The sequence below is a fragment of the Stenotrophomonas sp. Marseille-Q5258 genome (assembly GCF_946900935.1).
In the GTDB taxonomy this organism is placed as follows: Bacteria; Pseudomonadota; Gammaproteobacteria; order Xanthomonadales; family Xanthomonadaceae; genus Stenotrophomonas; species Stenotrophomonas nematodicola.
This window is the reverse complement of record NZ_CAMPPN010000014.1, coordinates 1-24,582: the sequence shown is the minus strand read 5'-3', so window position 1 is coordinate 24,582 and position 24,582 is coordinate 1. Positions and strand designations below refer to the sequence as shown.

Below are 24,582 nucleotides of genomic sequence, written 5' to 3'. Positions count from 1 at the left end.
TCATGCGAATTCCAGCTCGACGTGGCCGTGCACGCTGCGGAAGGCAGCGTCGGCGGCGTCGATGACCTGCTGTTCCTGCGCATCGTCCAGGGTCACGCCATCCAGTGCAGCGGTGAACTCGCGCCAGTGGCGCGCAGCTCCGTCTGGATGGGCGGCCAGGTGACGCGCGCCGAAACCGGCGTCCAGCCCGAGTTTGGCGGCCATTTTGTACAGGATGGTGCCGCCGAGGTTGGAGCCTTCGGCCACGTACAGCCAGCCGAGCGCGGCCGGCAGCGGCAGGTCCGGGTCCAGGCGCATCGGTACCGGGCCCGGCAGGGTCTGTTCCAGGTCGCCGAGGTCACGCGCGATCAGCGGCAGGCGGCGGCGGGTGTCCAGGTCGGGCAGCAGCGCGTCCAGCGCGATGTTGGCGTACAGCGCATCGATATCGCGGTGGAAGCGGTACTGCACACGCAGGAAGCGGGCGAACTGCGCACGGCTGGCGAAGATGTCGCCGGCCATGATGCGTTTGTCGAGGGCACCGTGGCTGTCGCGGGTGGCCGCTTTCAGGCGTTGGCTGCGGGTGGCGGGAAGAAGGTCGGTGGCGATCATGGGGCTCGGCGTGTAGGGGGTCCCTGCTTGGACGACTGGCACGACCGCTTCCCCAACCCCGATTGTCGTGCGGGCCGCGATGACGGCTTCACCGGCCTGCGTCGATAATGCGGATCACGTACTTCGCCAAGGCTTTTCGATGATCACCACCGAACCCCGCATGACCAACCTGTTCCTGCAGCTGGGCCTGGACGCCAGCCCGGCGGCGATCGCCGCGTTCATCGCCAGCCATCAACTGCCCACCGAGGTGGCTCTGGTCGATGCGCCGTTCTGGAACGACGGCCAGCGCCAGTTCCTCGCCGAGCAGCTCAAGTCCGATGCCGACTGGGCCATCGTCGTCGACGAGTTGGGCGAGGCCCTGCACGAACAGGCGGTCAAACGCGCTACCGGCCTCTGAGCCGGTGACGCGGTGGGGCCGGCCGTGGCCGGCCCCTGTCCTGCACGGACTCAGTAGCGGTAGGTCAGCGCCAGCCGCACGGTGCGGCCCGGGGCCGGCATGATGCCCAGCGCCAGCGGGTCCAGGTAGTAACGGTCGGTCAGGTTGTCCACGTTGACGTCCACCGCCAGCTGCTCGGTGGCACGCCAGCTGGCGAACAGATCCACCAGCGTGTTGGGACGGTACAGCTGCTGGATGGCCGACAGGCCCACGTTCCATTCCTTGTCCAGCTTGCTGATCGGGCCGGCGTTGTGGATCACGCGCGTACCGAAGGTCAGCCGTTCGTCGAACAGACGCGAACCCAGCGTCATGTTGACCGTATAGCGCGGCGGGTTCTGGGTATTGCTGTAGGAGCCTTCGAAGCCGCCATCAACGCAGTCCGGCGTGTTCTTCAGTTCCTCGATCCTGCGCTGCACACCGTAGGCACGACGCTCGGCAGCGATGTCCGGGGCGCAGGTCTTGGCCTGGAAGTAATAGTGCGCCGACAGATCGGCAAACACCTTGCCGGCATCGTAGTTGGACTGGAACTCCATGCCCGAGACCTTGAAGCGGTCGATGTTGCGGATGTAGCCGGCCGACAGGGTGCGGTAGTCGCGGGTGATCAGGTCGTCGATGCGGGTATCGAAGTAGGCCAGCTTGAACGCCGCACGGTCGCCGTCAACGAACAGGTCGTGCTGCACGGTGCTCGCGCCCACTTCCCAGGTGCCGGCACGCTCGGGCTTGAGCTCGCCGACCGGCTTGGCCGCAGTGAACAGGCCCAGCGTGGACTCGAACAGGCTCGGCAGCTTCACGCCTTCGGCATACTTCACGTACACCATCGTGTCTTCGGTGAAGCGGTAGGCCACGCTGGCCGACGGCATGAACGCGCTGTCGCGGCGACGGATCGGCTTGGACCAGGTCCAGCTGACCGGCACGCTCAGGTCCTCGGCATCGTCGGCGTCGTAGAAGTTCCAGCCGGCGATGTCCGCCACCGTGCCCTGCTTGTACGGCGATGCCAGCAGCGAGGCCTGGGTGAACTGGCCGTTGGCATCCGGATACCAGTTCAGCATCGCGATGCGCGTGGCCCGCCACGACGGCAGGTTCGGGTTGCCGTTGAGCAGCTGCGTGTAGCGGTACTGGCCGATCACGCCGTAGGTTTCCGGCGTGGCCAGGCGGTTGCGGTCATGCACGTCCACGCGGTTGTAGCGCCCGCCCAGCATCAGCTCCCAGTGCTCGTCCGGCTCCCACTTCACCGATGCGACGGCGCTGTATTCCTTGCGTCCGGCATTGCGCAGGAAACGGTTGTTGACCAGATCATCGTGCATGATCGGCGCGTTGCGACCCGGGCCGACGTCCTCATCGCTGTAGGACAGGCCATAGTTGAGCGTGAACAGGCCCGCATCGTTGATCAGGAGCGTGGTGTTGCCCACGTCCAGGCCCAGCCGCGTCTGCTGCATGCTGTTGCGGTAGGCGCTCTTGTAGCCCGGGTCGGTGTTGAAGGTCGGGCCGTCATACCACTCGGTGCGGCGGTCGAAGTACCACGGCGTGATGCCGGTCAGGCCGTTGTACATCAGGCTGTGCGCGTCGGTGTACCAGAGGTTGGCCTTCAGATCGACCAGGTCGTTGTCCGGATTGAAACGGTACCGCAGGTTGTACGCGTCCAGGTCGATGCGGCCCGGTTCCCACTGCGGCACGCGGTCGCGGTCCACGCGGATGATCTGCGAGGCCATGATCTCGCCCTGCTCGCCTTCATAGCGGCGGTAGCCGCCTTCCAGCGTCTGGTTCTCGTCGATGCGCCAGGTGCCCTTGATCAGGAACGACTCGGACTCGGAGGACGTGTTGAACACCTCGGTGCGCGGCGGATTCAGCGGCGCCAGCGTGCGGCGGGTCTGCGGAAAGTCGTCGTAGCCGTGCTTGCCCGCGAAGTAGTTGCCCTGGTCGCGGCGCGCGTAGGCGGCCACCAGGTCCACGCTGTCCCAGTGCCTGGCCGCGGCGATGTTGAAGAACCGGCTGCCGGTGGCGTTGCGGTCGGTACGCGGCACGCCGCTGTAGGCCGGTACATTGTTGGCGCTGTTGTTGGCCAGGCCGCCGCGGATGCGTACACCGCTGTCGCGGCCGTCGCGCAGCACGTCGTCGACCTTCAGCGTCTCCATCTCCACCACGCCGCCGATGCCGCCGGACGCGTTCACGCCCAGACTGGGGCCCTTGGTGATGGTCAGGCTGGAAATCAGGTCCGGGTCCAGGTAGGTGCGCTGGGACTGGCCGGCATAGCCGCGGTAGGTGTCCATCGTCGACTGCCCGCCGTCGATGATCACCGGAATGCGGCTCTGCCCCTGGATGCCGCGGATGTTGAGGTCCAGTGCGTTGGCGGTGCGCGGGTCGCCTGCCGTGACACCGGCCACGCCCTTGACGATGTCCGCCGTGGACGTGCCGCGGAAGCGCTCGAGGGTCGCGCGCGGGACGTACACGCTGGACCCGGCGGTGCGGTAGGCATCCAGCGTGTGGTCGCCGCCGCTGCCGCCGGTGTCGGTGCGGTCGCCGGCCACGCGCAGGGCGTCGGTGACGATGACGCCGTCTTCGCGTGCGGTGGTCGCGCTCCGCTCAAGCGTTACCGCGTCCGGGCCGACCCGGCGCATCACCAGGCCACTGCCCTGCAGCAGGCGTGCCAGTGCCGAGGACGCATCCAGTTCACCGCTCACCGCGGTAGAGGTGACGCCGTTGGCCAACGCGGCCGGATAGGCGACCTGCATGCCGGACTGGCGCATGAAGCTGCGCAGTGCCTCACCCAGCGGCTGGGCCGGAATGTCGAAGCGGTGCGTGGCGGCGGCCGCATCGCCAGCGGACTGGGCCAGGGCCGGCAGTGCGGTGAGGGATGCCAGGCCGGCGGCCAGCAGGGCGACGCACAGGCGGGACGGACGCGGGCGAAGACCCGGACGGGAGGGAGTACGCATGAAGGAACCTGTCGGAATGCAATGCCACGAAGGCGGATGACCCGCGCAAGGTGCGGGCACGGCGGACGTACGTGGCGGCGGCGGGTACGTTCGGGGTGTTAGACGCGCGGCGCGGCGCCAGCCCCAAGGGAAAATGCAGGACGGATCGGATCGGCCTGGCGCAGTGTGCGGTCAGTCCGGCGTTGGCGCCGCGCCGGCACGCACGATCGCCACGCCCAGCGGCAGGCGGGTCACGCGCAGACCGGCCGTGCCTGCCAGCGCATCCAGCGCCTGCTCGGGCCGATCGATGTGGAACGCCGCGCTCACCGCCGGCAGGTGCGATACATCGCCCCGCACAAAGGTCGGGCCGGTCCGGTAACGCCCGATGCCGGCGACGGCGTCGCGCACGTTGACCGCGTCCAGCAGCAGTTCGCCCTGGCGCCACGGGGCAATGCGGTCCAGCGCGATGTCCGGCCCGCGCTCGACGCGACCGTCGCGCACGAACGTCGCGCGCTGCCCGGCCTGCAGATAGGTCCAGCCGCCGCCCTCGCGGGCTGCCACACGCACGCGTCCCTGTTCGACCCGGGCTTCCACGCGCGCGCGCGCGGTGTCGACCACGAACGCGGTGGAGATGTCTTCGACCACCCCACCCTGCGCGTTCACCAGAAAACGCCGCTGCGGATCCGGCGCCACCTCGAACCAGGCCCGCCCGCGCAACAGATCGATCGTGCGGGTGCTGCCATCGAAGTGGACCGCGATCGCCGAATCGGCGTCGAGTACCGCGCGGCTGCCATCGGGCAGCGCCACGGTTTCGGTGGCGATGCCGGTGCGGTGGTCCGAGCGCAGCTGCAACCAGGCTTCCGGCGCGCACCAGGCCAGCGCCAGCACGGCCGCTGCGGCCACGCCCAGACGCAGCCCACGGGAACGGCGCGGTGCGCGCGTTGTGATCGGTGCCGTTGCCACGGGACGTGGGCCAACGCTGCGCCAGAGCTGGCGCTCGTACTCGAACGCGTGGCGGTGGCCCGGCTCGGCCAGCCAATCCTCGAAGGCCTGCATGCGCACAGGGTCGTCAGCCGCCCCCGAGGCCAACCACGTGATCCAGGCGCGCGCCTGCTCCGCCACGGGCGCGGGCGGGGAAAACGGCGGGGTGGGCTGCTGCGGGCGCATGGCTGGCGGTCTGCGCGATCGGGGGCGGATGAAGCGACGACACCGTCGGGCATCATCAGGAACAAGACGAACGGGGGCGGCGCGTCCCCAAGACAGGGTACAGGTCCCGGTGTCAGCGCCCGGCGCGGGCCCAGGCAAGACGCTGGAGCGCCGTGCGCACATGGTTCTCCACGGTCGTCACCGAGACCCCCTGCCGGCGCGCCACATCGGCCTGGGTCATGCCCTGCAGCCGATGCAGGCGGAAGATGGTGCGGGTCGGCTCGGGCAGATGCTCGGCGGCCTGCAGCACCCGCTGCAGTTCGTCCTGGGCCATCGCCTGCTCTTCGGTGGACAGCACCTCATCGGGCCCCCACAGATAGTGCTCGGCCAGCAGCCGGGTACGGCGGGTCCGCTCGCGCCCGTGGTCGGTGGCCAGGTTGGTGGCCAACCGGTAGAGGTAGGCGCGGGGGTTGTCGATCTGCTGCGCGCTGTCCACACCGCGCGCCTTGAACCATACCGACTGGATCACGTCTTCGGCGGTCCCGTCGCTGCCCAGGATGCGTTGCACCAGGCGCAGCAGCGCCGGGCGTTCGCGGATCAGCAGCTCGGTGAGGGTGGAGGCGTTGGTGGACATGGCGGCGGACACGGCAACGATCGGACGGCAGGAACATGGCAGCCACCGGCCGCCATGAGGCGCGGCATGTTACCCCGCAAATGAGAATGCGTCACGTTTGTGGCGGGCCGCCCGATCGCTGCCCGTCCGCCCCGCCTCAGCTGCGGCCGGGGACCCGCACCGCGCGCACCACCCCGGTATTGCCGCCACCGCAGTAGAAGCGCCCGGCGCCGTCCCATTCCAGCCCGCTGACCTCCTTGCCAGCCGGCATGTCCAGACGCTCAAGCACCGCGCCGGTCGCCGGATCGACCCGCCGCAGATCGCTGCGGCCATCTTCCCAGGTGCCATGCCACAGCGCATCGTCCACCCAGGTGACCCCAGTAACGAAGCGGTCCGACGGGATCGTGCGCAGGATCGCCCCCGTGTGCGGGTCGATCTGGTGGATGCGACGTTCGCGGTACTGCCCCACCCACAGGCTGCCCTCGGCCCAGGCCATGCCCGAATCGGTGCCATCGCCGGGGGCGGGAATGGAGCCGAGCACGGTGCCGGTCGCCGGGTCGATGCGGTCGATACGCGCGCCGGCGATCTGGTACAGGTGGGTGCCGTCGAACGCGGTGCCGGCATCGCAGGTCAGCGGCCACTGCCGGACCGCCGCGCCGGTGTCAGGATCGAAGGCCACCAGCGCTTCGCCGGTGGCCGCCCAGACATGCCGCCCGTCGTGGCTCACGCCGTTGATGGTGGACGCGCCGGCAAATGGTCCGTATTCGGCCAGTACCTCGGCCACGGGAACGGTCTGCGTGTCAGAGGACAGCGTGGTGTGCGTGTTCATGGTGTTCTCCTGGCCCGCACGGGAGGGGGACCTGACCACGACCCTAGTCAATCGGCAGCGTGGCAGGGAGTAACAAGATCGTCGTGAATCCGGTCAGCGGCGGCGCCAGCCAGCGCTGGGTGCGGCCCTGCCCGACCGCCCGCACGCGTCCGGCGCCCTCCAGCTCCGCCAGGGCGCGCTGCACGCTGCGCTGGCTGGTGCCCAGCGCCAGCGCCAGCGCCGAACTGGCCCAACCCGCCCCGTCGGAGAGCAACGCCAGCAGGGCGTCCTGCGCATCGTCGCGCGGTGGTGCCAGCACCACCACCTCGCGCGCCGCCGCCGGCAGCAGCACGAAGCCGGCCGCCGTTGCATCCACGCGTGCCCACGGCTGCAACAGCGCGCGCAACCTGCCGATCTCCACGCGCAACCGCGCGCGGTGGGTGTCATCGGGATGGCGCATGCCGAACGCACGGCCGATGAGCGCGTCACGCCCGGCATCGCCCGGCCACGCCTCGGCCAGCGCCCGCAGCAGCGCGAACAGCACCGGCCGGCGTGCCAGCGAGCGGCCCGTCGCACCGGCATGCACCCCGCGCCGGCACGCATCCACCACCAGCGCATCGGCGTCCCACAGCGCTGCTACGCCGTCCAGGGTCAACGCCTGCCACTGGCCGCCGCGCCGGCAGCGCGCGGCCGGCGTGTCCAGGGTGTGCCACGCGCGTTCGACCTCGCCCTGCAAGGCCGCGATGCGCGCATGCGCGGCCGCTTCGCCGGCGCGCTGAAGGGCCGCGCGTGCCGCTGCGACCTGAAGCGTGCGCAGCGCCACTTCGGCGTGGGTCAGCTCGGCCATCGCGGCCAGGGGAGCCGGCAAGGGCTGCCCGTCCAGGTGGTCCAGCGCGGCACGTGCATCGGCCAACCGGCCGAGCAGCACCTCGCGCCGCGCGAGCACCAGCCAGGCCTGCAGTGCGTTGGTGCCGTCGCCGCGTGCCGCCAGCGTGGCGGCCGCCGCGCGCAGCGGCCGCGACGATCCGCCGAGCTCGCGCAGGGCCAGCGCCACCTCCGCATCGGCCACCACGCAACGGGCCTGCGCCAGCGCTTCCTGCGGACCGAACGCGCGAGCGGCCCGTTGCAGCAGCTCGCGCGCCCGAGGCCAGTCCTGCAGCTGCGCCAGCGCCACCCCGCGCAACGCCAGCGCAGGCGGGTCCTCCCGCAGGGCGACGTGCCTGAGGGCGGCAAGCGCGTCGCCGCTGGCAAGGGCACGCGCGGCGGCAGCAGTGAGCGAATCCATGACGACAGGCTACCTGCCCTGCAACCAGGACGCATGGGCGCTGCACCCCGGCACGGTCAGCGCAGGCAGTCACCCAGCGACTCGAAGATGGACATCTGCGCACCCGGCAGCCTGCGGAAGATCGCCCTCGGGCCTTCGAGTGCCGCAAAGAAGGTCTCCACCGTGGTACCCGGCGGAATGGGCAGGCTGCACAGCCAGGTGGGTTGATCGGCCAGGATGGCGCCGGTGGCGCCGTCCACCTCCAGTTGGCTGGCCGCGAAGGCCCAGCGGCAGTCACTGACGGTGCCGGTGCCGGCCGCCACGGAGCACCGCAGCTGGAAGGCTTCGTAATCGCTGTACGCTCCCTCGCAGAACGTGTCGGCGCAGACATCGTCGAAGCCGGCCATCAACCGCCGGCGCAGGTCGTGGAACGCGTCCCAATTCGCCTGGGAGTGTGGGTAGTCGACCAGGTCGACATGGGTTGGCGGTGCGGCAGCAGCGGCCGGCGCGACAGGGGCGGCCATCAGGACGGACAACAGCAGCAGGGGCTTGGCGATCATCGAACGACTCCGTGGATGGCGATGCCCGGGACGTGGCACCGCAGGACAGGCATCAAGGCAGGCAGTCCCGCAGGAACTCGAACATCGAGCGACCTGTGCCTGGCAGGGGGTTGAACAGGTGGCCGGAGCTGTCGGGTTGCCAGTCCATCGCGGCCAGGAAGGTCGCCACCGGCAGCCGCCGCGGCAGGGGGAGCGGACAGAGCCAGTGCAGTACCTCGGTCCGCAGCGCGCCGGTGTCCGGGTCGATGTGGTCGCGGCTGGCCGATACCGGGAAGCGGCACTGCGTCAGGGTGTCGTCGCGGGTATCCACCACGCAGGCCAGGCGCAACGGCCGGTAGTTGTCATGGGCGCCCTCGCAGAAGAAGTCCTCGCAGAGATCGTTGAACTCCAGCATCAGCCAGCGGTTGAGCTCGTGGTAGGCGGTGTCGTCGGCGGATTCATCCGGTCCGACCCGCGCGGCCAGGTCGATGAAGCGCGGGCCCGCGGCCTGCAGGGGCGCGGCCAGGCACAGCCCGAGCAGGACAACAAGGCAGAGGCGCGGCCAGCGGAGGCGGAAGCAGGCAATGACCATCGGGGTCTCCAGAGGGGGATGGCCCTACCCTGCGCCTTCAGCCTCATCCCGCCGATAAGCACGCTCCGCGCGCCAGCGTCGGAATGCCCCGCCACGTCCGGTGGGTACCGTCCGACCTGCACGCGGCCCGCCAAAGGCATAAAATGGGGGGCTGTACGCCAACATCCCCCTCTCGGAGCACACCTCAATGGGTCTGGAACTCGTCTCGCCCGGCAAGAACCCGCCGGAAGAAATCAACGTCATCATCGAGATCCCGAAGGACTCGGAGCCGGTGAAGTACGAAGTGGACAAGGAAACCGGCGCGATCTTCGTCGACCGCATCCTGTCCACCCCGATGCGCTACCCCTGCAACTACGGCTACGTGCCAAGCACCCTGTGCGGCGACGGCGATCCGGCCGACGTGCTGGTGGTGCTGCCGCTGCCGCTGGTGCCGGGTTCGGTGGTGCGTTGCCGTCCGGTCGGCGTGCTCAAGATGAGCGATGAGGCCGGCAGCGACGAAAAGATCCTGGCCGTGCCGATCGCCAAGATCTTCAGCGGCTACGCCCATGTCGAGGATATCGGGCAGGTGTCCAGCCACTGGCTGGAGCGCATCGGCCACTTCTTCGAGCACTACAAGGACCTGGAGAAGGGCAAGTGGGTCAAGCTGGATGGCTGGGGCGGCGCCGCCGAGGCCAAGCAGATCCTGATCGACGCCCATCAGCGTTACCTCAACGGCAACGCCTGAGGCTGAACGACATCGCTCCGGCGCTCGCCGCCGGAGCGATGTGCATCACGTTTTTTGAATGCGGCACATCACTATTTGTGCCGGATTGGGTACATTGCGTCTCTTCACACCGTCCACGGTGCGCTTCACCGTGGTCAGCCAGGGGACAGTGTCGTGCGCATTCTGCTTGTTGGGGACCAGGCCAGCCTGTCGGCTGAGCTGCTGGAGTTCATTGCCGATCTTGGGGAAGAATGGCAACCGTTGACCGCCGCCGATGGCCAGGGCGCGATGAGCATCGTGGCCGGCTCGCCCGTGGATGCGGTGATTGTCTGCCCGGTTCTGCCGGATCTCACCGCGACCACGCTGCTGGGGCAGATCCGTACGCTTCGTCCGGAAACCATCCGTATCGCGCTGGTGGAAGCCAGCGTGGGCACCCGTCCGCCGCCGGCCCGCCTGATCGGGGTGGCGCACCGCTTCCTGCCGATGCCGCTGGCGCCGGAAGTGCTGCTGGAAGCCCTGACCAGCCTGGAAGAACTGCGCGAGCTGCTTGACAGCGAACGCCTGCGCAGTGCCATCGGCCGGATCGAGAAGCTGCCTTCGCCGCCGCATCTGTACCTGAGCCTGACCCAGGCGCTGGAACACGATGACGACACCGACACCGCCGACGTCGCCAAGCTGGTCGCCGCCGACCCGGCAATCGCGGCCAAGGTGCTGCAGCTGTCCAACTCGGCCTTCTTCAACAGTGGCCGGATCATCTCCGACCTGCGTACCGCAGTGACCCGGCTGGGGTTGTCGACGCTGCGCGACCTGGTCCTGGCCAGCGAAGTTTTCTCGGCCCAGCCGCTGTCCGGTGCCGAGCGCAACTCGCTGCAGCAGCGCGCGCTGCTGGCCTCGCGCCTGGCCGCCAAGCTGCTGCCGGACTCCAGCGCCGAACTGGGCGCCACGGCCGCCCTGCTCGCCGACATCGGCCTGCTGCTGCCGGGCGTGCGCAACGAGCGGGTGGACGCGGCCGACGGCGACGACCGCCCGGGCCACGCCGAAGCCGGTGCATACCTGCTGGGCCTGTGGGGCCTGCCGATGCCGATCATCGAAGCGGTCGCCTTCCACCTGCAGCCGCAGCGCTCCAACACCCGGAGCTTCTGGGTGACCGGCGCGGTGCACGTCGCACTGGCGCTGATCAACGGCGATCCGGTCGACGAGGAATACCTGCAGCGCGCCGGCGTACTCAACAAGCTGCCGCAGTGGCGCGATCATGCCAACGCTCTGATGGGGCTGGTGGCCGCCGACGCCTGAGGCGCCGCCGCACGCAGGCACCCGAAGGCGCGTCCGCAGGGGCGCGCTTTTTTTGTCTGCGGCGCGCTCAGTGCGTCACCCTCAAGTGGATGAAGCGGTCAAAAAGAAAGAGGGCGGACCTTGCGGTCCGCCCTCCCTGTGCTGCACCAGTGCGTCGATGGATCAGAAGCGCTGGGTGTACTTCAGGTAGTAGAAGCGACCGATATCGAAGCCGCCGTAGTAGGCGAAGCTCGAGTTCGGCTGGCTGTACATCAGCGGACCTTCGTGGTTGAACACGTTGTTCGCACCGGCCGAAACGGTGGCATTCCACGGGGTCGTGTAACGCACCTGCAGGTCGTGGAACGTGTTCGAACCGGTGTTGCGCACCGGGATGGCCAGCGTGTAATCCGACGAGTACGTCGGGTTGTTGCACTCCGGACCGCCATCGCGGTCATAGGAGCACTCTTCCTTCAGGCCGGAGTAGTAACGCACGCCCCAGTTGACGCCGAAGTTGCCGTAGCTCCAATCGACGTTCAGGTTCGAACGCACGCGGAAGTTGGCACCCCAGTCGCCGGTGCCCCAGCCGTTGTGCTGCTCGACGGCGGTTTCAGCTTCGTTGTCGCGCTTGTACTCGAGGTAGTCCACATAGGTGGTCTTCCAGTCGATGACGAAGTTGCCGATCGCCAGTTCCGGCAGACGGTAACGGACGCCCAGGTCGTAACCTGCGGTTTCCTGGTAGCCGGCGTTGATCAGGCTGCGGGTCACATCGACCACCTGGCCCGAATCCGCATCACGGGTGACGCGGCCACAGGCGTTGGCGTTGTTCAGCACGTAGCACTGGTTGAGGATCGAGGTGACCGACTCCGCCGCGATGACGTTGTCGATGCGGATCTTCCACCAGTCCAGGCTGACGTCCAGGCCCTGCACGAAGTTCGGGCTGTAGACCAGGCCGAGCGTCCAGGTCTTGGAGGTTTCCGGCAGCAGCGCGTCATTGGAACCGGACAGGTACGCGTAGTTCGACTGCGAGCCGGGGCCGGTCGCATCGATGCCGCCCGACGCTTCCTGACGGAAGTTGGCCGGCACTGCGCCGCCGCAGCGTGCAGCCACTTCCGGGTTGCGCACGGCCGCACCGAACAGGGTGTCGCACGGGTCGGTGTACTTGTCGAAGGTCTGCGAGGTACCGCCGTACAGGTCGGCCACGGTCGGCGCACGGAAGCCCGTGGCGTAGGTGCCGCGCACCAGCAGGTCGTCGGTCGGCTTCCACTTCAGGCCGAACTTGCTGTTCACGGTGTCGCCGAAGGTGTTGTAGTCCGAGTAACGGCCGGCCATGTCGACCGACAGTTCCTTGGCGAACGGCAGATCGGCGAGGATCGGCACGTTCAGTTCCAGGTAGAACTCGTCCAGCTTGTAGCCGCCGGCGGTCGGCGCACCCGACAGGTCGGTGCTCAGGCCCGACTGCAGCAGCGCGTCCGGGTTGTACTCGGCGTCTTCTTCGCGGTGCTCGTAACCGGCGGCGAAGGACAGGTCGCCGGCCGGCAGGGTCGCGATGGCGCCGCTCAGGTTGGCGCTGTAGACCTTGCTGGTGGTGACCGAGGTGTCGTGGGTCGGCAGGAACAGGTACTTCTGCAGATCCGGGTTCGACAGCGAGCCATCGGCGGTGGAGCCGTACGGCAGCAGCGGGTTCCACGGGGTGCAGCCGGCAATCGGCGCCGCCGCGGTGCCGCACTGGGCCACGCCGTTGGCATCGATGTACGACGCGCCGACGGCATTGCGCACGTTCGGGATGAACAGGTTGCCGGTGCCGGTCTTGACGCCCTTGTTGCGGTTGTAGACGTAGCCCACATCCCAGTCGAAGTACTTGTCGGCAAACTCGAACGAGCCTTCCAGACCGCCGCTGAAGCGGAAGGTGTTCAGCTCGGACTTGGTCTGACGCGGCACTTCCCAGGTACGACGCATGAAGTCGACGTCGGTATCCAGCGGGTTGAAGACGCTGTTGGCCGACATCGCGGTGTCGTACGCGCCGGAACGGTACGGGTAGCCGGCGATCTGCTGCAGCGCTTCGCGTTCGGTGTACAGGACGCTGGCGGTACCGCGGATGTTGTCGGTGAAATCGAACTGGCCGTTGGTGAACACCGAACGACGCTTGATGCCGGTCGACAGGAACATCTGCTGCGACGGGTTGGACAGGTCGTCGTTGGTCAGCGCGTGGTAGTCGCCGAAGTCGCTCGAGTCGCCACCCGGGTTGAGCACGTAGTTGCCACCCGGGGTGACCAGCACGCCCTTCTCGGTGATCGCGCTCCAGCCATTGCTGTCATCGGCGGTCGGGCTCGGATGACGGTAGCCGTTGGCGTAGGCGCTGAAGCGACGGTCCTTGGCAAGCACCGGCTCTTCTTCGCTGTACTCGGCGCCGAAGGTGACCGAACCGCGTTCACCGGTCTGGCCGTAGACGAAGTTGTAGGTGGTCTTGTCGCCGTCGCCCTGGCCGTACTGGCCCTTGTAGACGCTGGCTTCGAGGCCGTCGAAGTTCTTGCGGGTGATGATGTTGATCACGCCGGCGATGGCATCCGAACCGTAGATCGCCGAAGCGCCGTCGGTCAGGACTTCGATGCGCTCCACGACCGAGGTCGGGATCGAGGCGAGATCGGTGTAGCCGCCCGAGCTGACGCCCATGCGCTTGCCGTCCAGCAGCACCAGGGTGCGCTCCGGGCCGAGGTTGCGCAGATTGACGTACTGGCCGCCCACTTCTTCGCCCGAGGACAGCGCGTCGGCGCGGCTGATCGCCGGGGAGCCGGTGGCGGACAGGTTCTGGACGATGTCGGCAACGCTGGTGAAGCCCTGCTTCTCGATGTCGGCGCGCTGCAGCGCGATCACCGGCTGGGCGGTTTCCATGCTGGCCTGGCGGATACGCGAGCCGGTGACCGAGATGCGGTCAAGATCGGTCGTGCCACCCGCTTCCTGCGCCGATGCAAAGGTCGGCGTCAGGGCAAGCGCAATGCCGGCGGGCAGAAGGCCCAGCCGCACTGCGGGAGTACGAAAATTCATTAATCTCTCCAAGGTACGTTAGTAGCGTGTTAAAACGCCTCGGAAAGTTACGATTGCGTTGCAGCGAATTTTTTGCGTGAGACAACCGATGACTTTGCCGATTCTGGCGGCAAGGTGGCAATGGCTTCGCGGTAGCGCGACGCGGACTGGCCGTAACGCGCGCGGAAGGCCCGTGCGAAGCTGCAGCAGTTGTCGAATCCGCTGGCGGCCGCGACTTCACCCACCATCATGTCGGTATCGCGCAGCAGATCAGCGGCGCGCTCCAGACGCAGACGGGCCGACAGCGACTGCGGGCTTTCCTCGTAGAGGCTCTGGAAGGTCTTGGACAGGTACCAGCTGGAGAAATTGGTCAGCTCGGCCAGTTCACCGATGCGCACCACGCGGTGGCTGTTGCCCTCCAGATACAGCCGCGCGCGCTGCATGCGCCCGAACACCTGGCGTTTGCGCGAGCGCGAACGTCCCGGGCAGCGCTGCACCCCGATGGCCATGCCGTGCTGAAGCGAGGCCAGGTGCAGCAGCACCGGGCGCAGCGCCTGCGCGGGCTGCCCGCTGGCCAGCGCATCGCGCCACAACCGCAACGCCACGCGCACTTCGCTGCGGCTCATGCTGCCGCGGCCGGCGTACAGGCCGCAGTCGGCCAGCTCGCCGAGCGCGCGCAGCGCTTCCGGCGCCAGGCTCAGGCCGATGCACAGGCCATCGCGACCGGCCTGCACCATCGGTCGCGATTCCTTCTCGAAGGCGATCCACTCGCGCTGGCGAAGACGGAACCGGCCTTCCTTGGATTCGACCCAGGCGCTGCCGCGCAGCTGCATCCATACGGTGAACGTGTTGCCCGCGGTCTGCAGGCTGCCCAGCCGCGCCACGCCGAGGCAGGTCGGCAGCGGGCCGTCGTCGACGATCTTGTCCAGGGAGAGCGATTGACCACGATCGGCCAAGGAGAGCTGACGCATGACTGCACCGGAGTTTGCCTTGATTGGCCACCAGTTTTGCCAAGTCGGGCGGCGTTCTCAGGAATTCCCGGCGAGATTCATCCGAATTCGCGACGACGTTGCCACGAAGAAATCACGAAGGGTCATTTCCCTTTAAAAACAGCAACCTGGAGAACCCCGGGAACAGCGACGGGGTCTGTCTGGGCAGGGGCATGACGCCGATATCGGCCCCATCGGCCACCGCCAACGCGACGTAAACGGCATCGCCCCCGGCATTGGCGCTGAAACCGTTGCCCGCGCTCAGGCGTGCACGGTCGAGACAGTGCTCGACCCCGGCACTTCCGGCACTCAACCGCGCGAACAGCGTGGCGCAGTCACGATGACTGGACAGGTAATCGATGCTGCCATTGCCGGCCACACTCCAGGTGCGGTAGCGCCAGCGCGTGGGCCGGTCTTCGCTGACCTGCCGGATGCTGCCGGCCGACAACCGCGCATCGGCCGACCAGAGTCCGCCGGCCGACAGGCGGGTGAACAGCACGCGCCGACCGCTGCGGTCGAAGCGCGCCTGCGACACGCCATCAATGCTGCCCAGCAGGCGCCAGTCGGTGGTGCTGCGATCAAACAGCAGCAGGCGCATCCGCTCCTGGCCGTCGCGCTCGATCACCAGCACATGCTGATCGTCTTCGCCGTACAACGCCTGCAGCGGCTGCGTGACCGGCAACGGCAGGCGCAGTGCCTGTTCATCGCGCGGACTGACTTCATAGACCGAGGGATTGGCATGGTCGTCGCGCCCCAGCACCAGCAGGCGATGGCTGTCGCCGGACCAGTCCGGTGCCTGGCGTGCCTCGGGGCGCAGACCCTCGATCGGGCGCAGCGAATCGGGACGCTCCAGGTCTGCCCACCACAGCGCGAAGCTGCCGGAACGGTCCGAGGAGAACACCAGCTGGCGGCCATCCGGCGACACCATCGGCTGCGCATCCCGCCCACCGGAGGGGAACAGGCGCTCGGGCGTACCCGGGCCGTTGGCACCCACCGGCACGCGGAACACCCCGAACTGGGCACGCCGGTGCACAAACGCGAGCATGCGATTGTTGCGCGACACCGCCGGCGTCTGCGCGTCATCCAGGCCGACATCCCGCAACAGCCGGCTCTCGGTATCCAGTTCGTACAGGCGCGCCTCGCTGTCCACGCGTCGGCCGAACACGATGTGGCGGCTGTCGCCGCGCCAGCTCCAGCCACGGATCTCGGCCGAATCGTCAGTAAGCTGCTCGGGCGTGCCGCCGCTGGCCGGCATCCGCCACAGGTCGCCTACCTGCGGATTGCGGACGAACGCGATCCAGCGGCCATCCGGCGAGTAACGCGGGGCATAGTCGAAGTCGTCTTCGCCGGTGTCGTAGGCCAGCGGGGTCCAGCGGCCGCTGGCAATGTCCAGCACCCGGATGCCACGGTGGGCGTGCGCGCCGGAGAGCGCGCCGAAGATCAGGCCGCGACCGTCCGGCGTCCAGTCGAAACTCAGCAGTTCGGTGCCGTCACAGCGGGTCACATGGCGCAGCGCACCACCGGTCGCGCTGGCGATGAGCACCTCGCAGCTGCCTTCCGCACCGAAGCGCGCAAAGGCGATGTCGCGCCCGTCCGGCGACCAGTTCGGGAAGCGGTCGGACTGGCCCGTCGGGGTCTCGACCAGCGCGCGCGCCGGCGTGTTGCCGGCGGTCTGTACCTTGATGGTGCTGCCCTCACGCACGCCCATGTCGGCTTCATACGCCACCTGGGAACCGTCCGGCGACAGCGTTGGATAGGTCTCAAACCCTGCGGTTGCAGTGATCAGGCGATAGGGGCGCTGTGGGCTGCCGGTAATGCGCGTGCCGTCCTCGACGGCGGCGTCCAGTGCCGAGGGGGGCTGCTCGCGCTGCACCAGCAGCGCGGCCATCACCAGCAGCGCCACCAGCATGGCGATACCGACGGCCAGCAGCACGTAGCGCCGTACGCGTCGGCTGCGGCGCGGTGGCAACGCAATGGGAGCCGGCGCGGCCAGCGTTCCCCCGGCGTCGGTCGCGGCGGCCGACGCCGGCATGGCCTGGCTGTCCACGGCCTCTACGGGCGGGGGCGGCAACGGGGTCTCGACCACGCTCACCGGCACCAGCAGGCGATAGCCGGTCTTGGCGATGGTTTCGATGTAGGCGGTGCCGCTGTCGTCGTCGCTGGCAAAGGCCTTGCGCAGCTGCGTCACCGCCTGGGTGAGCACATCGTTGGTGGGCAGCGTATCGGGCCACACCTCGGCAAACAGTTCATCACGGGTGACCACCGCGCCCGGAGCGCGCATGAGCGCCTTGAGCACCCCCAGTGCCTTGGGAGTCAGGCGTCGTGGCCGACGTGCGCCTGCCACCATGACTTCCCGCGAAGAGAGAATGACGGTGCAGTCGCCGATCTTCATCACGTCGGCGGAAGGTGGCTCACTTTCGTTGTTGATCATTCCAGGCGACACAGGTGAATGCCGGCTCGACGGCAGCGTTGCATTCATCTCCACAGGAAAGATCGAACGAACCGCCAGATTCCGCACAAGGCATCAGCGCAAACAGCAAAAAAACCGAAGCGCGCGAATACTAGCCTATGCCGGTTAACCGCGCCTACGCGCGTGGCCGACAACAGGCTCTCTCTCGCCGACGAATTCCCATAAATTGATTCAGCATTCGCGCCTTCGGGCGCGATATTTTTAGGTGGGATTCAGTTTCGTGCATGCCTGAGCATGGTCAGTCCCACCAGCCGCGACACCACCAGCGCCACGTACATGACGCCTGAAAACTGCTCCAGCATGACCAGCGCGCGTGCCTGCGGGTGCACCGGCACGACATCGCTCAACCCTACCCCGGACAGCAAGCTGAAGCTGAGATAAAGCAGCTCCATCCACGTGCGCAGTTCGCTCTCGCTGGTGGCGAGAAAACTCCCCGGAAACCACTGCTGGCACACCGCGAAGGCGAACGCGAACGCCCACGCCAGCAATGTGAATGTCGCACCGGCCGCGAACAGTTCGTCGCGGGTCACCTTGTGATCCTGCAGCATGTAGGCGGTCAGGCTGCCGGCGGTATAGAAGTACAGCAGGCATTCGAGCAGTTGCGCTGTCGTGATCAGCCCGGGGCGCTCCAGCAGCGCGCCGGCGATGGAAAACACCACCGAGGGGATCGCCAGTACCAGCGCCAGCCACATGCCGAGCGGGCTGCGCCGCACCACCCACAGGGAAAGGCCGAGCACCGCAATGCCGAAGGCGCCGAACAGCGCGCGGCTGGCGCCGGCCTCGTCCATCGCCGGGTACAGCAGCACGCCGAGCAGCTGCACGCCCAGCAACCACGCCGAGGGGTGCCGGCGTGCCATCGCCAGCCATTTGGTCCTGCGCGCTATCGCCATCGTGTTTCCCGCCCCTGGCCGTCCGGCGCCGAGCTTAGCGCGGTTGCCGGGGCGAACGCATGAGGATGCCGGGGGGGCAGCTGCCCCCCCCGGCCGCCGCGTCATTGCGGGCGGTAGACCTCGGCGCCCTGGTCGCGGAACTGCAGCGACTTCTCGGCCATGCCGGCGTCGAGCGCCGCCTGTGCGTCCAGCCCCTGCCCCGCCGCGTAGTCGCGTACGTCCTGGGTGATCTTCATCGAACAGAAGTGCGGGCCGCACATCGAGCAGAAATGGGCCAGCTTGTGCGCGTCCTTCGGCAGGGTTTCGTCATGGAATTCCTTGGCCTTCTCCGGATCCAGGCCCAGGTGGAACTGGTCTTCCCAGCGGAATTCGAAGCGCGCCTTGCTCAGCGCGTTGTCGCGCACCTGCGCACCCGGGTGGCCCTTGGCCAGGTCCGATGCATGCGCCGCGATCCGGTAGGCCATGATGCCGTCGCGCACATCCTGGCGGTTGGGCAGGCCCAGGTGCTCCTTGGGGGTGACGTAGCAGAGCATCGCAGTGCCGTACCAGCCGATCATCGCCGCACCGATCGCGCTGGTGATGTGGTCGTAACCGGGGGCGATGTCGGTGGTCAGCGGCCCCAGCGTGTAGAAAGGCGCCTCACCGCATTCGCGCAGCTGCTTGTCCATGTTCTCCTTGATCAGCTGCATCGGCACGTGGCCGGGGCCTTCGATCATGGTCTGCACGTCGTGTTTCCACGCGATCCTGGTCAACTCGCCCAGCGTCTCCAGCTCACCGAACTGTGCGGCATCGTTGGCATCGGCGATGCAGCCCGGGCGCAGTCCGTCGCCCAGCGAGAAGGTCACGTCGTAGGCCTTCATGATCTCGCAGATGTCGTCGAAATGCGTGTAGAGGAAGTTCTCCTTGTGATGGGCCAGACACCACTTGGCCATGATCGAGCCTCCCCGCGAGACAATGCCGGTGACGCGCCCGGCGGTCAGCGGCACGTAGCGCAGCAGGACGCCGGCATGGATGGTGAAATAGTCCACGCCCTGCTCTGCCTGCTCGATCAGCGTGTCACGGAAGATCTCCCAGGTGAGTTCCTCGGCGCGCCCGTCCACCTTCTCCAGCGCCTGGTAGATCGGCACGGTACCGATCGCCACGGGCGAGTTGCGGATGATCCACTCGCGCGTTTCATGGATGTGCTTGCCGGTAGACAGGTCCATCACGGTGTCACCGCCCCAGCGGATCGCCCACACCAGCTTCTCCACTTCCTCGGCGATGCCGGAGGACACCGCGCTGTTGCCGATGTTGGCGTTGATCTTGGTCAGGAAGTTGCGGCCGATGATCATCGGCTCGCTTTCCGGATGGTTGATGTTGTTGGGCAGCACGGCCCGACCACGCGCGATCTCGTCGCGCACGAACTCGGGGGTGATGACAGCCGGGATGGACGCACCGAACGATTGGCCGGGGTGTTGCCGGCGCAGTGTCGCATCGGCGAGCGCCTCCAACCGCTGGTTCTCGCGGATCGCCACGAACTCCATCTCCGGGGTGACGATGCCGCGCCGCGCGTAGTGCATCTGGGTGACGTTGGCACCGGCCACTGCGCGACGCGGCAGCGCGCGCGCCGGGAATCGCACCGCGTCCAGGCGCGCATCGGTATCGCGCGACCGGCCGAATGCAGAGCTCAGGGCGGGCAGCGTTTTGGTATCGCCGCGCTCGGCTACCCAGGCGGCACGCAACGCCGGCAGGCCGGCCGACAGATCGATGCTGGCGGCCGGATCGGTGTAGGGGCCGGAGGTGTCGTAGACGGTGACCGGCGCGTTCTCCTCGCCGCCGAACAACGTCGGCGTGCGGGTCAGCACGATCTCGCGCATGGGAACCTGCAGGTCGCTGCGCGAGCCCTGCACGTGGATCTTGCGCGAACCGGGGATCGGTCGCGTAACCGAACCGGAAAGCTGCTGGGCCTGCTGCTGCAGGGTGGAAAGCGGTGCGTTCATCGGGCATCGTCCTGTTTGGACCCCGAGCGCGGACCGGCGGTCCGTGACGGGAAATCCGTGTTGAAAGGGACGAAACGGCGGCGCACGACGGGCGCACTGCGGGCGGTCTGCGGGCGTGGGGACCCTACGGCGCAATGCATCAGCGGATGCGAAGCTTCCCTACGCCGGTATCAACCGGATCAGGTTCGAAGGGACTGTCTCAACCTCGGCCACATGGCCTCGGTACCCCCGCTTCAAGACGGATTAGATCACAAAGACCCGTGCATCGGCACCGCAGAGGCCACGGCCGTGAATGGGATCATTACGTCAGCGCGGGTATGATCGCCCCGCGAGGATGTTTCCCCCGTGACGTGCTGCCTGGCGCCTGGCGCTGCGCGCATGCCGGGGACCATCGGTTTGAATCCGGTGCGGAAGCATCCCGCCGACCGGCGTTCGTCCGGCTCCGCCCCAGTTGTCGCCGTCGTGCCGCTGGAGACTGCAAGCATTCGCTCGCCCCCCTGTCCTGGAGAAACCCCTGCATGGTGTTTCGCATTTCCATCGCGCTGGTCGCCCTGCTCGTCCTGACTGCCGGCGTCGCACCCGGCCCGTTCAACGACATCGTGCAGCTGGCGCTGTCCAACATCGTGCGCAGTACCGGCTGGCTGTACCTGCTGGTGGTGTTCATTACCCTGTCGTTCCTGATGTACCTGGCCTTCGGCCGCTTCGGCAGCCTGCGCATCGGCGGCGAGGACGCCGAACCGGACTTTTCCAACGCCAGCTGGATGGCGATGCTGTTTGCTGCCGGCATGGGTATCGGGCTGGTCTTCTGGGGCGCGGCCGAGCCGATCTCGCACTTCATCAAACCGCCCGAAGGGCTGGCGCCACAGAGCATGGAGGCGGCGCGGGCGTCGATGCGCTATGCCTTCTTCCATTGGGGTCTGCATCCGTGGGCGATCTACGCGTTGATCGGTCTGGCGATGGCCTGGTTCCAGTTCAACCGCAACGGGCGCGGCTTGATCAGCGACCTGCTGCAGCCGCTGATCGGCGCGCGCCACCGCGGCTGGATGGGCACCGTGGTGAATGTGGCCGCCGTGGTCGCGACCGCGATCGGCGTGGCCACCACGCTGGGCTTCGGCACCATCCAGATCGCCGCCGGGCTGGAGCGCGTGTTCGGCGTGCGCGCCTCGATTCCCGTGCAGCTGACCATCATCGCCGTCGCCTTCGTGATGTACATGGCCTCCACGACCAGCGGCGTGCATCGCGGCATCAAGTGGCTGTCCAACTTCAACCTCGCGCTCGCCGCACTGCTGCTGGCACTGGTGCTGGTGCTGGGCCCGACCGGTTTCATCTTCGATACCTTCACCACCACGATCGGCTCGTACCTGAACCAGCTGGTGACGATGAGCCTGCGCATGTCGCCGTTCTCGGGCAGCACCTGGGTGGCCGACTGGACGATCTTCTACTGGGCATGGTGGATCGCGTGGGCGCCGTTCGTGGGCTCGTTCATCGCCCGCGTATCGCGCGGGCGCAGCATCCGCGAGTTCGTGCTGGGCGTGGTGATCGCGCCGAGCGTGCTGGGCTTCCTGTGGTTCTCGGTGTTTGGCGGTACCGCGCTGTGGTCGCAGATCTTCGGCCACGTGGATCTGGCGCAGGCCCTGGGCAATGGCTATGAGACCGTGCTGTTCACGATGTTCGACAGCCTGCCGCTGCCCACGGTGCTGTCGGTGATCGCGCTGGTGCTGCTGATCATCTTCTTTGTGACCTCGGCCGATTCGGCGGTGCTGGTGCTGGCCAGCATGTCCACCGACGAGGCGGGCGACCCACCGCTGTCGCGCCGCATGATCTGGGGCGTGGCCATCGCACTGATTGCCGGGGCGCTGCTGCTGGCCGGCGGCCTGGAGGCGCTGCAGGGCATGATCACCATCGCCGCGTTGCCATTCGCGTTGTTGATGCTGCTGGTGATGTGGTCGCTCTACCGTGTGCTGGACATGGAGTACGCGTTGCAGCGCCGTCGTGCCCAACGGGCGCGACGGATGATGGACGCGTGGATCGAACGCGAGATCGCCGCGCAGGAAGAAACCCGCGACGAAGCTGCCCGCGCGCCGTAGAGCCGGGTTCTACCCGGCTGCATCGCCCGTAGAGCCGGGTTCTACCCGGCTGCAGAACGATGGCTGTATCAGCGCCGCGACCGGGAGCCGCCGACCAACAGTCGGCGCCACCTGCGGGGACTCAGTACCCCGCCGCCTGCCCGTCCTTTCGGCTTTCCGACGCGCCGTAATACACGCCCGTTTCCGGGTCGCGCAGGATCGCCTGGTAGCCACCGTAAGGGCCATCGGCGAACACCACACGGTGGCCCTTGCGCATCAGCGCGCGCACAGTCTCGTACGGGAAGCCCGTCTCCAGGTTGACCTCGCCGCCATCGCTCATCGCCGTGGCCTGGCCGGTCGGCTCGGTCGACCCGTCATGCTGGATGCGCGGCGCGTCGCCGGCTTCCTGCAGGTTCATGCCGAAATCAACCATGTTCATGACGATCTGTGCGTGGCCCTGCGGCTGCATCGCCCCGCCCATCACCCCGAAGCTCATCCACGGCTTGCCGTCCTTGGTGACGAACGCCGGAATGATGGTCTGGAAGGGGCGCTTGCCCGGCGCGTAGCCATTGGGGTGGTCCTTCTGCAGCACGAACATCTCGCCGCGGTCCTGCAGGATGAAGCCCAGTCCCGGCGGCGCCATGCCGCTGCCCATGCCACGGTAGTTGGACTGGATCAGCGACACCATCATGCCGTCGGCGTCGGCCACGGTCAGGTAGATCGTGTCGCCCTCCTCCAGTTGCTTCGGCGTGCCCGGTTGCACTTCACGCGACGCTTTGTCCATCGAGATGAGCGTGCGCCGCCCGGCCGCGTAGCCCTTGGAGATCAGCCGGTCCACCGGCGCGGGATGGAACGCCGGATCGGTATAGAAGCGCGCGCGATCGGCGAACGCCAGCTTCTTGGCCTCCACGAACAGGTGCACATGCTCGGGCGAGCCGAAGGCGATCTTCGAGAAATCGTAGCCTTCCAGCACATTGAGAATCTGCAGCGCCGCGATGCCCTGGCTGTTGGGCGGCAGCTCCCATACGTCGTAGCCCCGGTAATTGCTGCTGACCGGCTCTACCCACTCGCCGTGATGGCTGGCCAGGTCGTCGTAGCTGAGGTACCCACCGTTGGCCTTGAAGTAGTCGCCGACAGTCCGCGCGATCTCGCCCTTGTAGAAGGCATCGCGACCGCCCTGCGCGATCTTCTCCAGCGTGTTGGCCAGGTTCGGGTTCCGCCACATCTGACCCTTGCGCGGCGCGTGGCCGTCGATGGTGAACTGCTCGCTGAAGCCAGGATACCTGGACAGGCGGGGCACCGAGCGGTCCCAGTAGTAGGCGATCACCTCGGCCACCGGGTGGCCCTCACGCGCGTAGCGGATGGCCGGCGCCAGGTTCTCGGCCATCGGCTTGCGCCCGAAGCGCGCGTGCAGCGCGAACCAGCCGTCCACCGCCCCCGGGACCGACACCGGCAGCGGCCCGGTCGCCGGAATCTCCTTCAGTCCCCGGCGCTGGAACTCGGCCAGGGTCAGCGACTTCGGCGACCGTCCCGAGCCGTTGTAGCCGTACAGCTTCTGCGTCTTCGGGTCCCAGACGATGGCGAACAGGTCGCCGCCGATGCCGTTGCCCGTGGGCTCCATCAGCCCCAGCGCGGCATTGGCGGCGATGGCGGCATCCACCGCCGAACCACCGGACTTCATCACATCCAGCGCCACCTGGGTGGCCAGTGGCTGCGAGGTGGCCGCCATCGCGTGCGGGGCGATCACTTCCGAGCGGGTGGCAAAGGGATGGCCGGTGACACGGTCGGCCGCCGGGGACAGCGCCGGCAGGGCGCACAGGAGGGCGGCAGTGAGCACGCCGCGGGCAAGGGCTGAAGGCACTGGAGTTCCTGGTGGATGGCAGCGGCCTCGATACTCGCCGCAGATGCCCGGCGCGGACATCCGACAATGGTCATGCACGACAGTGGAAAGCGGGGCGAATCCGCGCAGATCCGCATCGCAAAATAGTGAATTCCGGTTCACCAGAACGCTTTCAACCGCAACCATCCTTGCGCGGCGGGGCTTTGCACTGGATACAGCCGAAACCGTTGGAAATGTTGCCGCAAAGGTTGACAGTGCCAAAACCGCTGTGGTTTTCTCGATCACATGTTGCAGCGCCACACGCCCATTCGCGAATCCATCCAGCACGCCGATCCCGGCGCGGCCTCGATCCGTTCGCTCCTTGTCCTCGTACTTATTACCCAGCCAACAGGTGCGGGACGGACCGGCGTGTAAGCAAGACTGCCAGGTATCCATCAAAAACCCGCACCCGCCCAGG

Annotated in this window: 18 protein-coding genes and 1 riboswitch; of the genes, 4 read left to right on the top strand and 14 right to left on the bottom strand. The window is 67.6% G+C overall.

The window, feature by feature from the left end:
- Entirely contained in the window at positions 1-588 is a 588-nt protein-coding gene (locus OC534_RS10755) for a biliverdin-producing heme oxygenase (protein WP_017354295.1), read from the bottom strand.
- 139 nt (positions 589-727) lie between these two features.
- Here OC534_RS10755 and OC534_RS10750 point away from each other — a divergent pair, with 139 nt between their 5' ends.
- The gene (locus OC534_RS10750) at positions 728-985 is read left to right on the top strand and encodes a DUF2789 domain-containing protein (RefSeq protein WP_017354294.1); all 258 of its coding nucleotides are present in this window, start codon (positions 728-730) and stop codon (positions 983-985) included.
- 50 nt (positions 986-1,035) lie between these two features.
- Here the strand turns inward: OC534_RS10750 and OC534_RS10745 are convergent, their stop codons facing one another.
- The 7 genes from OC534_RS10745 to OC534_RS10715 all read right to left on the bottom strand — a co-directional run bounded on the left by OC534_RS10745 (position 1,036) and on the right by OC534_RS10715 (position 8,895).
- Positions 1,036-3,954, bottom strand: coding sequence for a TonB-dependent receptor (locus OC534_RS10745; protein ID WP_262071777.1), 2,919 nt, complete (start codon positions 3,952-3,954; stop codon positions 1,036-1,038).
- Between the two features lie 171 nt (positions 3,955-4,125).
- Positions 4,126-5,100, bottom strand: a complete 975-nt coding sequence (locus tag OC534_RS10740; RefSeq protein ID WP_262071776.1) for a FecR domain-containing protein — start codon at positions 5,098-5,100, stop codon at positions 4,126-4,128.
- A 112-nt stretch (positions 5,101-5,212) separates the two neighbouring features.
- A complete protein-coding gene (locus OC534_RS10735; protein ID WP_017354291.1) occupies positions 5,213-5,713 on the bottom strand; it encodes an RNA polymerase sigma factor in 501 nt (166 codons plus the stop codon).
- Between the two features lie 136 nt (positions 5,714-5,849).
- Complete coding sequence (locus OC534_RS10730; protein WP_262071775.1) at positions 5,850-6,521, bottom strand: glutamine cyclotransferase; 672 nt, start codon at positions 6,519-6,521, stop codon at positions 5,850-5,852.
- Positions 6,522-6,564: 43 nt separating this feature from the next.
- Complete coding sequence (locus tag OC534_RS10725) at positions 6,565-7,785, bottom strand: helix-turn-helix domain-containing protein (RefSeq protein ID WP_262071774.1); 1,221 nt, start codon at positions 7,783-7,785, stop codon at positions 6,565-6,567.
- Positions 7,786-7,841: 56 nt separating this feature from the next.
- A complete protein-coding gene (locus tag OC534_RS10720; RefSeq protein ID WP_153164736.1) occupies positions 7,842-8,324 on the bottom strand; it encodes a hypothetical protein in 483 nt (160 codons plus the stop codon).
- A gap of 52 nt (positions 8,325-8,376) precedes the next feature.
- Positions 8,377-8,895: a hypothetical protein gene (locus tag OC534_RS10715; protein WP_136002947.1), complete on the bottom strand. Its 519-nt coding sequence runs from the start codon at positions 8,893-8,895 to the stop codon at positions 8,377-8,379.
- A 187-nt stretch (positions 8,896-9,082) separates the two neighbouring features.
- On the opposite strand from OC534_RS10715, the gene ppa reads away from it, so the two are divergent.
- Complete coding sequence (gene ppa / locus OC534_RS10710) at positions 9,083-9,619, top strand: inorganic diphosphatase (protein ID WP_017355116.1); 537 nt, start codon at positions 9,083-9,085, stop codon at positions 9,617-9,619.
- Between the two features lie 153 nt (positions 9,620-9,772).
- Entirely contained in the window at positions 9,773-10,891 is a 1,119-nt protein-coding gene (locus OC534_RS10705) for an HDOD domain-containing protein (RefSeq protein WP_136002946.1), read from the top strand.
- 162 nt (positions 10,892-11,053) lie between these two features.
- Here OC534_RS10705 and OC534_RS10700 read toward each other — a convergent pair whose 3' ends face one another.
- The 5 genes from OC534_RS10700 to thiC form a co-directional block, all read right to left on the bottom strand.
- Entirely contained in the window at positions 11,054-13,912 is a 2,859-nt protein-coding gene (locus OC534_RS10700; protein WP_026070634.1) for a TonB-dependent receptor, read from the bottom strand.
- 47 nt (positions 13,913-13,959) lie between these two features.
- A complete protein-coding gene (locus OC534_RS10695) occupies positions 13,960-14,862 on the bottom strand; it encodes a helix-turn-helix transcriptional regulator (protein WP_262071773.1) in 903 nt (300 codons plus the stop codon).
- Between the two features lie 112 nt (positions 14,863-14,974).
- Positions 14,975-17,311 carry a winged helix-turn-helix domain-containing protein gene (locus OC534_RS10690; RefSeq protein WP_262071772.1) on the bottom strand — a complete coding sequence of 779 codons (2,337 nt, stop codon included), beginning with the start codon at positions 17,309-17,311 and terminating at the stop codon, positions 14,975-14,977.
- 251 nt (positions 17,312-17,562) lie between these two features.
- On the bottom strand, positions 17,563-18,240 hold the full coding sequence (locus OC534_RS10685; RefSeq protein WP_017355111.1) for an ion channel: 678 nt from the start codon (positions 18,238-18,240) through the stop codon (positions 17,563-17,565).
- Between the two features lie 101 nt (positions 18,241-18,341).
- The gene (thiC, locus tag OC534_RS10680) at positions 18,342-20,219 is read right to left on the bottom strand and encodes a phosphomethylpyrimidine synthase ThiC (protein WP_262071771.1); all 1,878 of its coding nucleotides are present in this window, start codon (positions 20,217-20,219) and stop codon (positions 18,342-18,344) included.
- Between the two features lie 138 nt (positions 20,220-20,357).
- Positions 20,358-20,459, bottom strand: a riboswitch (TPP riboswitch).
- Positions 20,460-20,737: 278 nt separating this feature from the next.
- Between thiC and OC534_RS10675 the strand changes: the two genes are divergently transcribed.
- Entirely contained in the window at positions 20,738-22,306 is a 1,569-nt protein-coding gene (locus OC534_RS10675; protein WP_017355108.1) for a BCCT family transporter, read from the top strand.
- Between the two features lie 121 nt (positions 22,307-22,427).
- Here the strand turns inward: OC534_RS10675 and ggt are convergent, their stop codons facing one another.
- The gene (ggt, locus tag OC534_RS10670; RefSeq protein WP_017356278.1) at positions 22,428-24,146 is read right to left on the bottom strand and encodes a gamma-glutamyltransferase; all 1,719 of its coding nucleotides are present in this window, start codon (positions 24,144-24,146) and stop codon (positions 22,428-22,430) included.
- Positions 24,147-24,582 lie beyond the last annotated feature (436 nt).

What these genes read in the sequence shown, in the direction of transcription:
- OC534_RS10755 (WP_017354295.1), bottom strand. Translation starts at nt 588, where the DNA reads ATGATCGCCACCGACCTTCTTCCCGCCACCCGCAGCCAACGCCTGAAA.
- OC534_RS10750 (WP_017354294.1), top strand. Translation starts at nt 728, where the DNA reads ATGATCACCACCGAACCCCGCATGACCAACCTGTTCCTGCAGCTGGGC.
- OC534_RS10745 (WP_262071777.1), bottom strand. Translation starts at nt 3,954, where the DNA reads ATGCGTACTCCCTCCCGTCCGGGTCTTCGCCCGCGTCCGTCCCGCCTG.
- OC534_RS10740 (WP_262071776.1), bottom strand. Translation starts at nt 5,100, where the DNA reads ATGCGCCCGCAGCAGCCCACCCCGCCGTTTTCCCCGCCCGCGCCCGTG.
- OC534_RS10735 (WP_017354291.1), bottom strand. Translation starts at nt 5,713, where the DNA reads ATGTCCACCAACGCCTCCACCCTCACCGAGCTGCTGATCCGCGAACGC.
- OC534_RS10730 (WP_262071775.1), bottom strand. Translation starts at nt 6,521, where the DNA reads ATGAACACGCACACCACGCTGTCCTCTGACACGCAGACCGTTCCCGTG.
- OC534_RS10725 (WP_262071774.1), bottom strand. Translation starts at nt 7,785, where the DNA reads ATGGATTCGCTCACTGCTGCCGCCGCGCGTGCCCTTGCCAGCGGCGAC.
- OC534_RS10720 (WP_153164736.1), bottom strand. Translation starts at nt 8,324, where the DNA reads ATGATCGCCAAGCCCCTGCTGCTGTTGTCCGTCCTGATGGCCGCCCCT.
- OC534_RS10715 (WP_136002947.1), bottom strand. Translation starts at nt 8,895, where the DNA reads ATGGTCATTGCCTGCTTCCGCCTCCGCTGGCCGCGCCTCTGCCTTGTT.
- ppa (WP_017355116.1), top strand. Translation starts at nt 9,083, where the DNA reads ATGGGTCTGGAACTCGTCTCGCCCGGCAAGAACCCGCCGGAAGAAATC.
- OC534_RS10700 (WP_026070634.1), bottom strand. Translation starts at nt 13,912, where the DNA reads ATGAATTTTCGTACTCCCGCAGTGCGGCTGGGCCTTCTGCCCGCCGGC.
- OC534_RS10695 (WP_262071773.1), bottom strand. Translation starts at nt 14,862, where the DNA reads ATGCGTCAGCTCTCCTTGGCCGATCGTGGTCAATCGCTCTCCCTGGAC.
- OC534_RS10690 (WP_262071772.1), bottom strand. Translation starts at nt 17,311, where the DNA reads ATGATCAACAACGAAAGTGAGCCACCTTCCGCCGACGTGATGAAGATC.
- OC534_RS10685 (WP_017355111.1), bottom strand. Translation starts at nt 18,240, where the DNA reads ATGGCGATAGCGCGCAGGACCAAATGGCTGGCGATGGCACGCCGGCAC.
- thiC (WP_262071771.1), bottom strand. Translation starts at nt 20,219, where the DNA reads ATGAACGCACCGCTTTCCACCCTGCAGCAGCAGGCCCAGCAGCTTTCC.
- OC534_RS10675 (WP_017355108.1), top strand. Translation starts at nt 20,738, where the DNA reads ATGGTGTTTCGCATTTCCATCGCGCTGGTCGCCCTGCTCGTCCTGACT.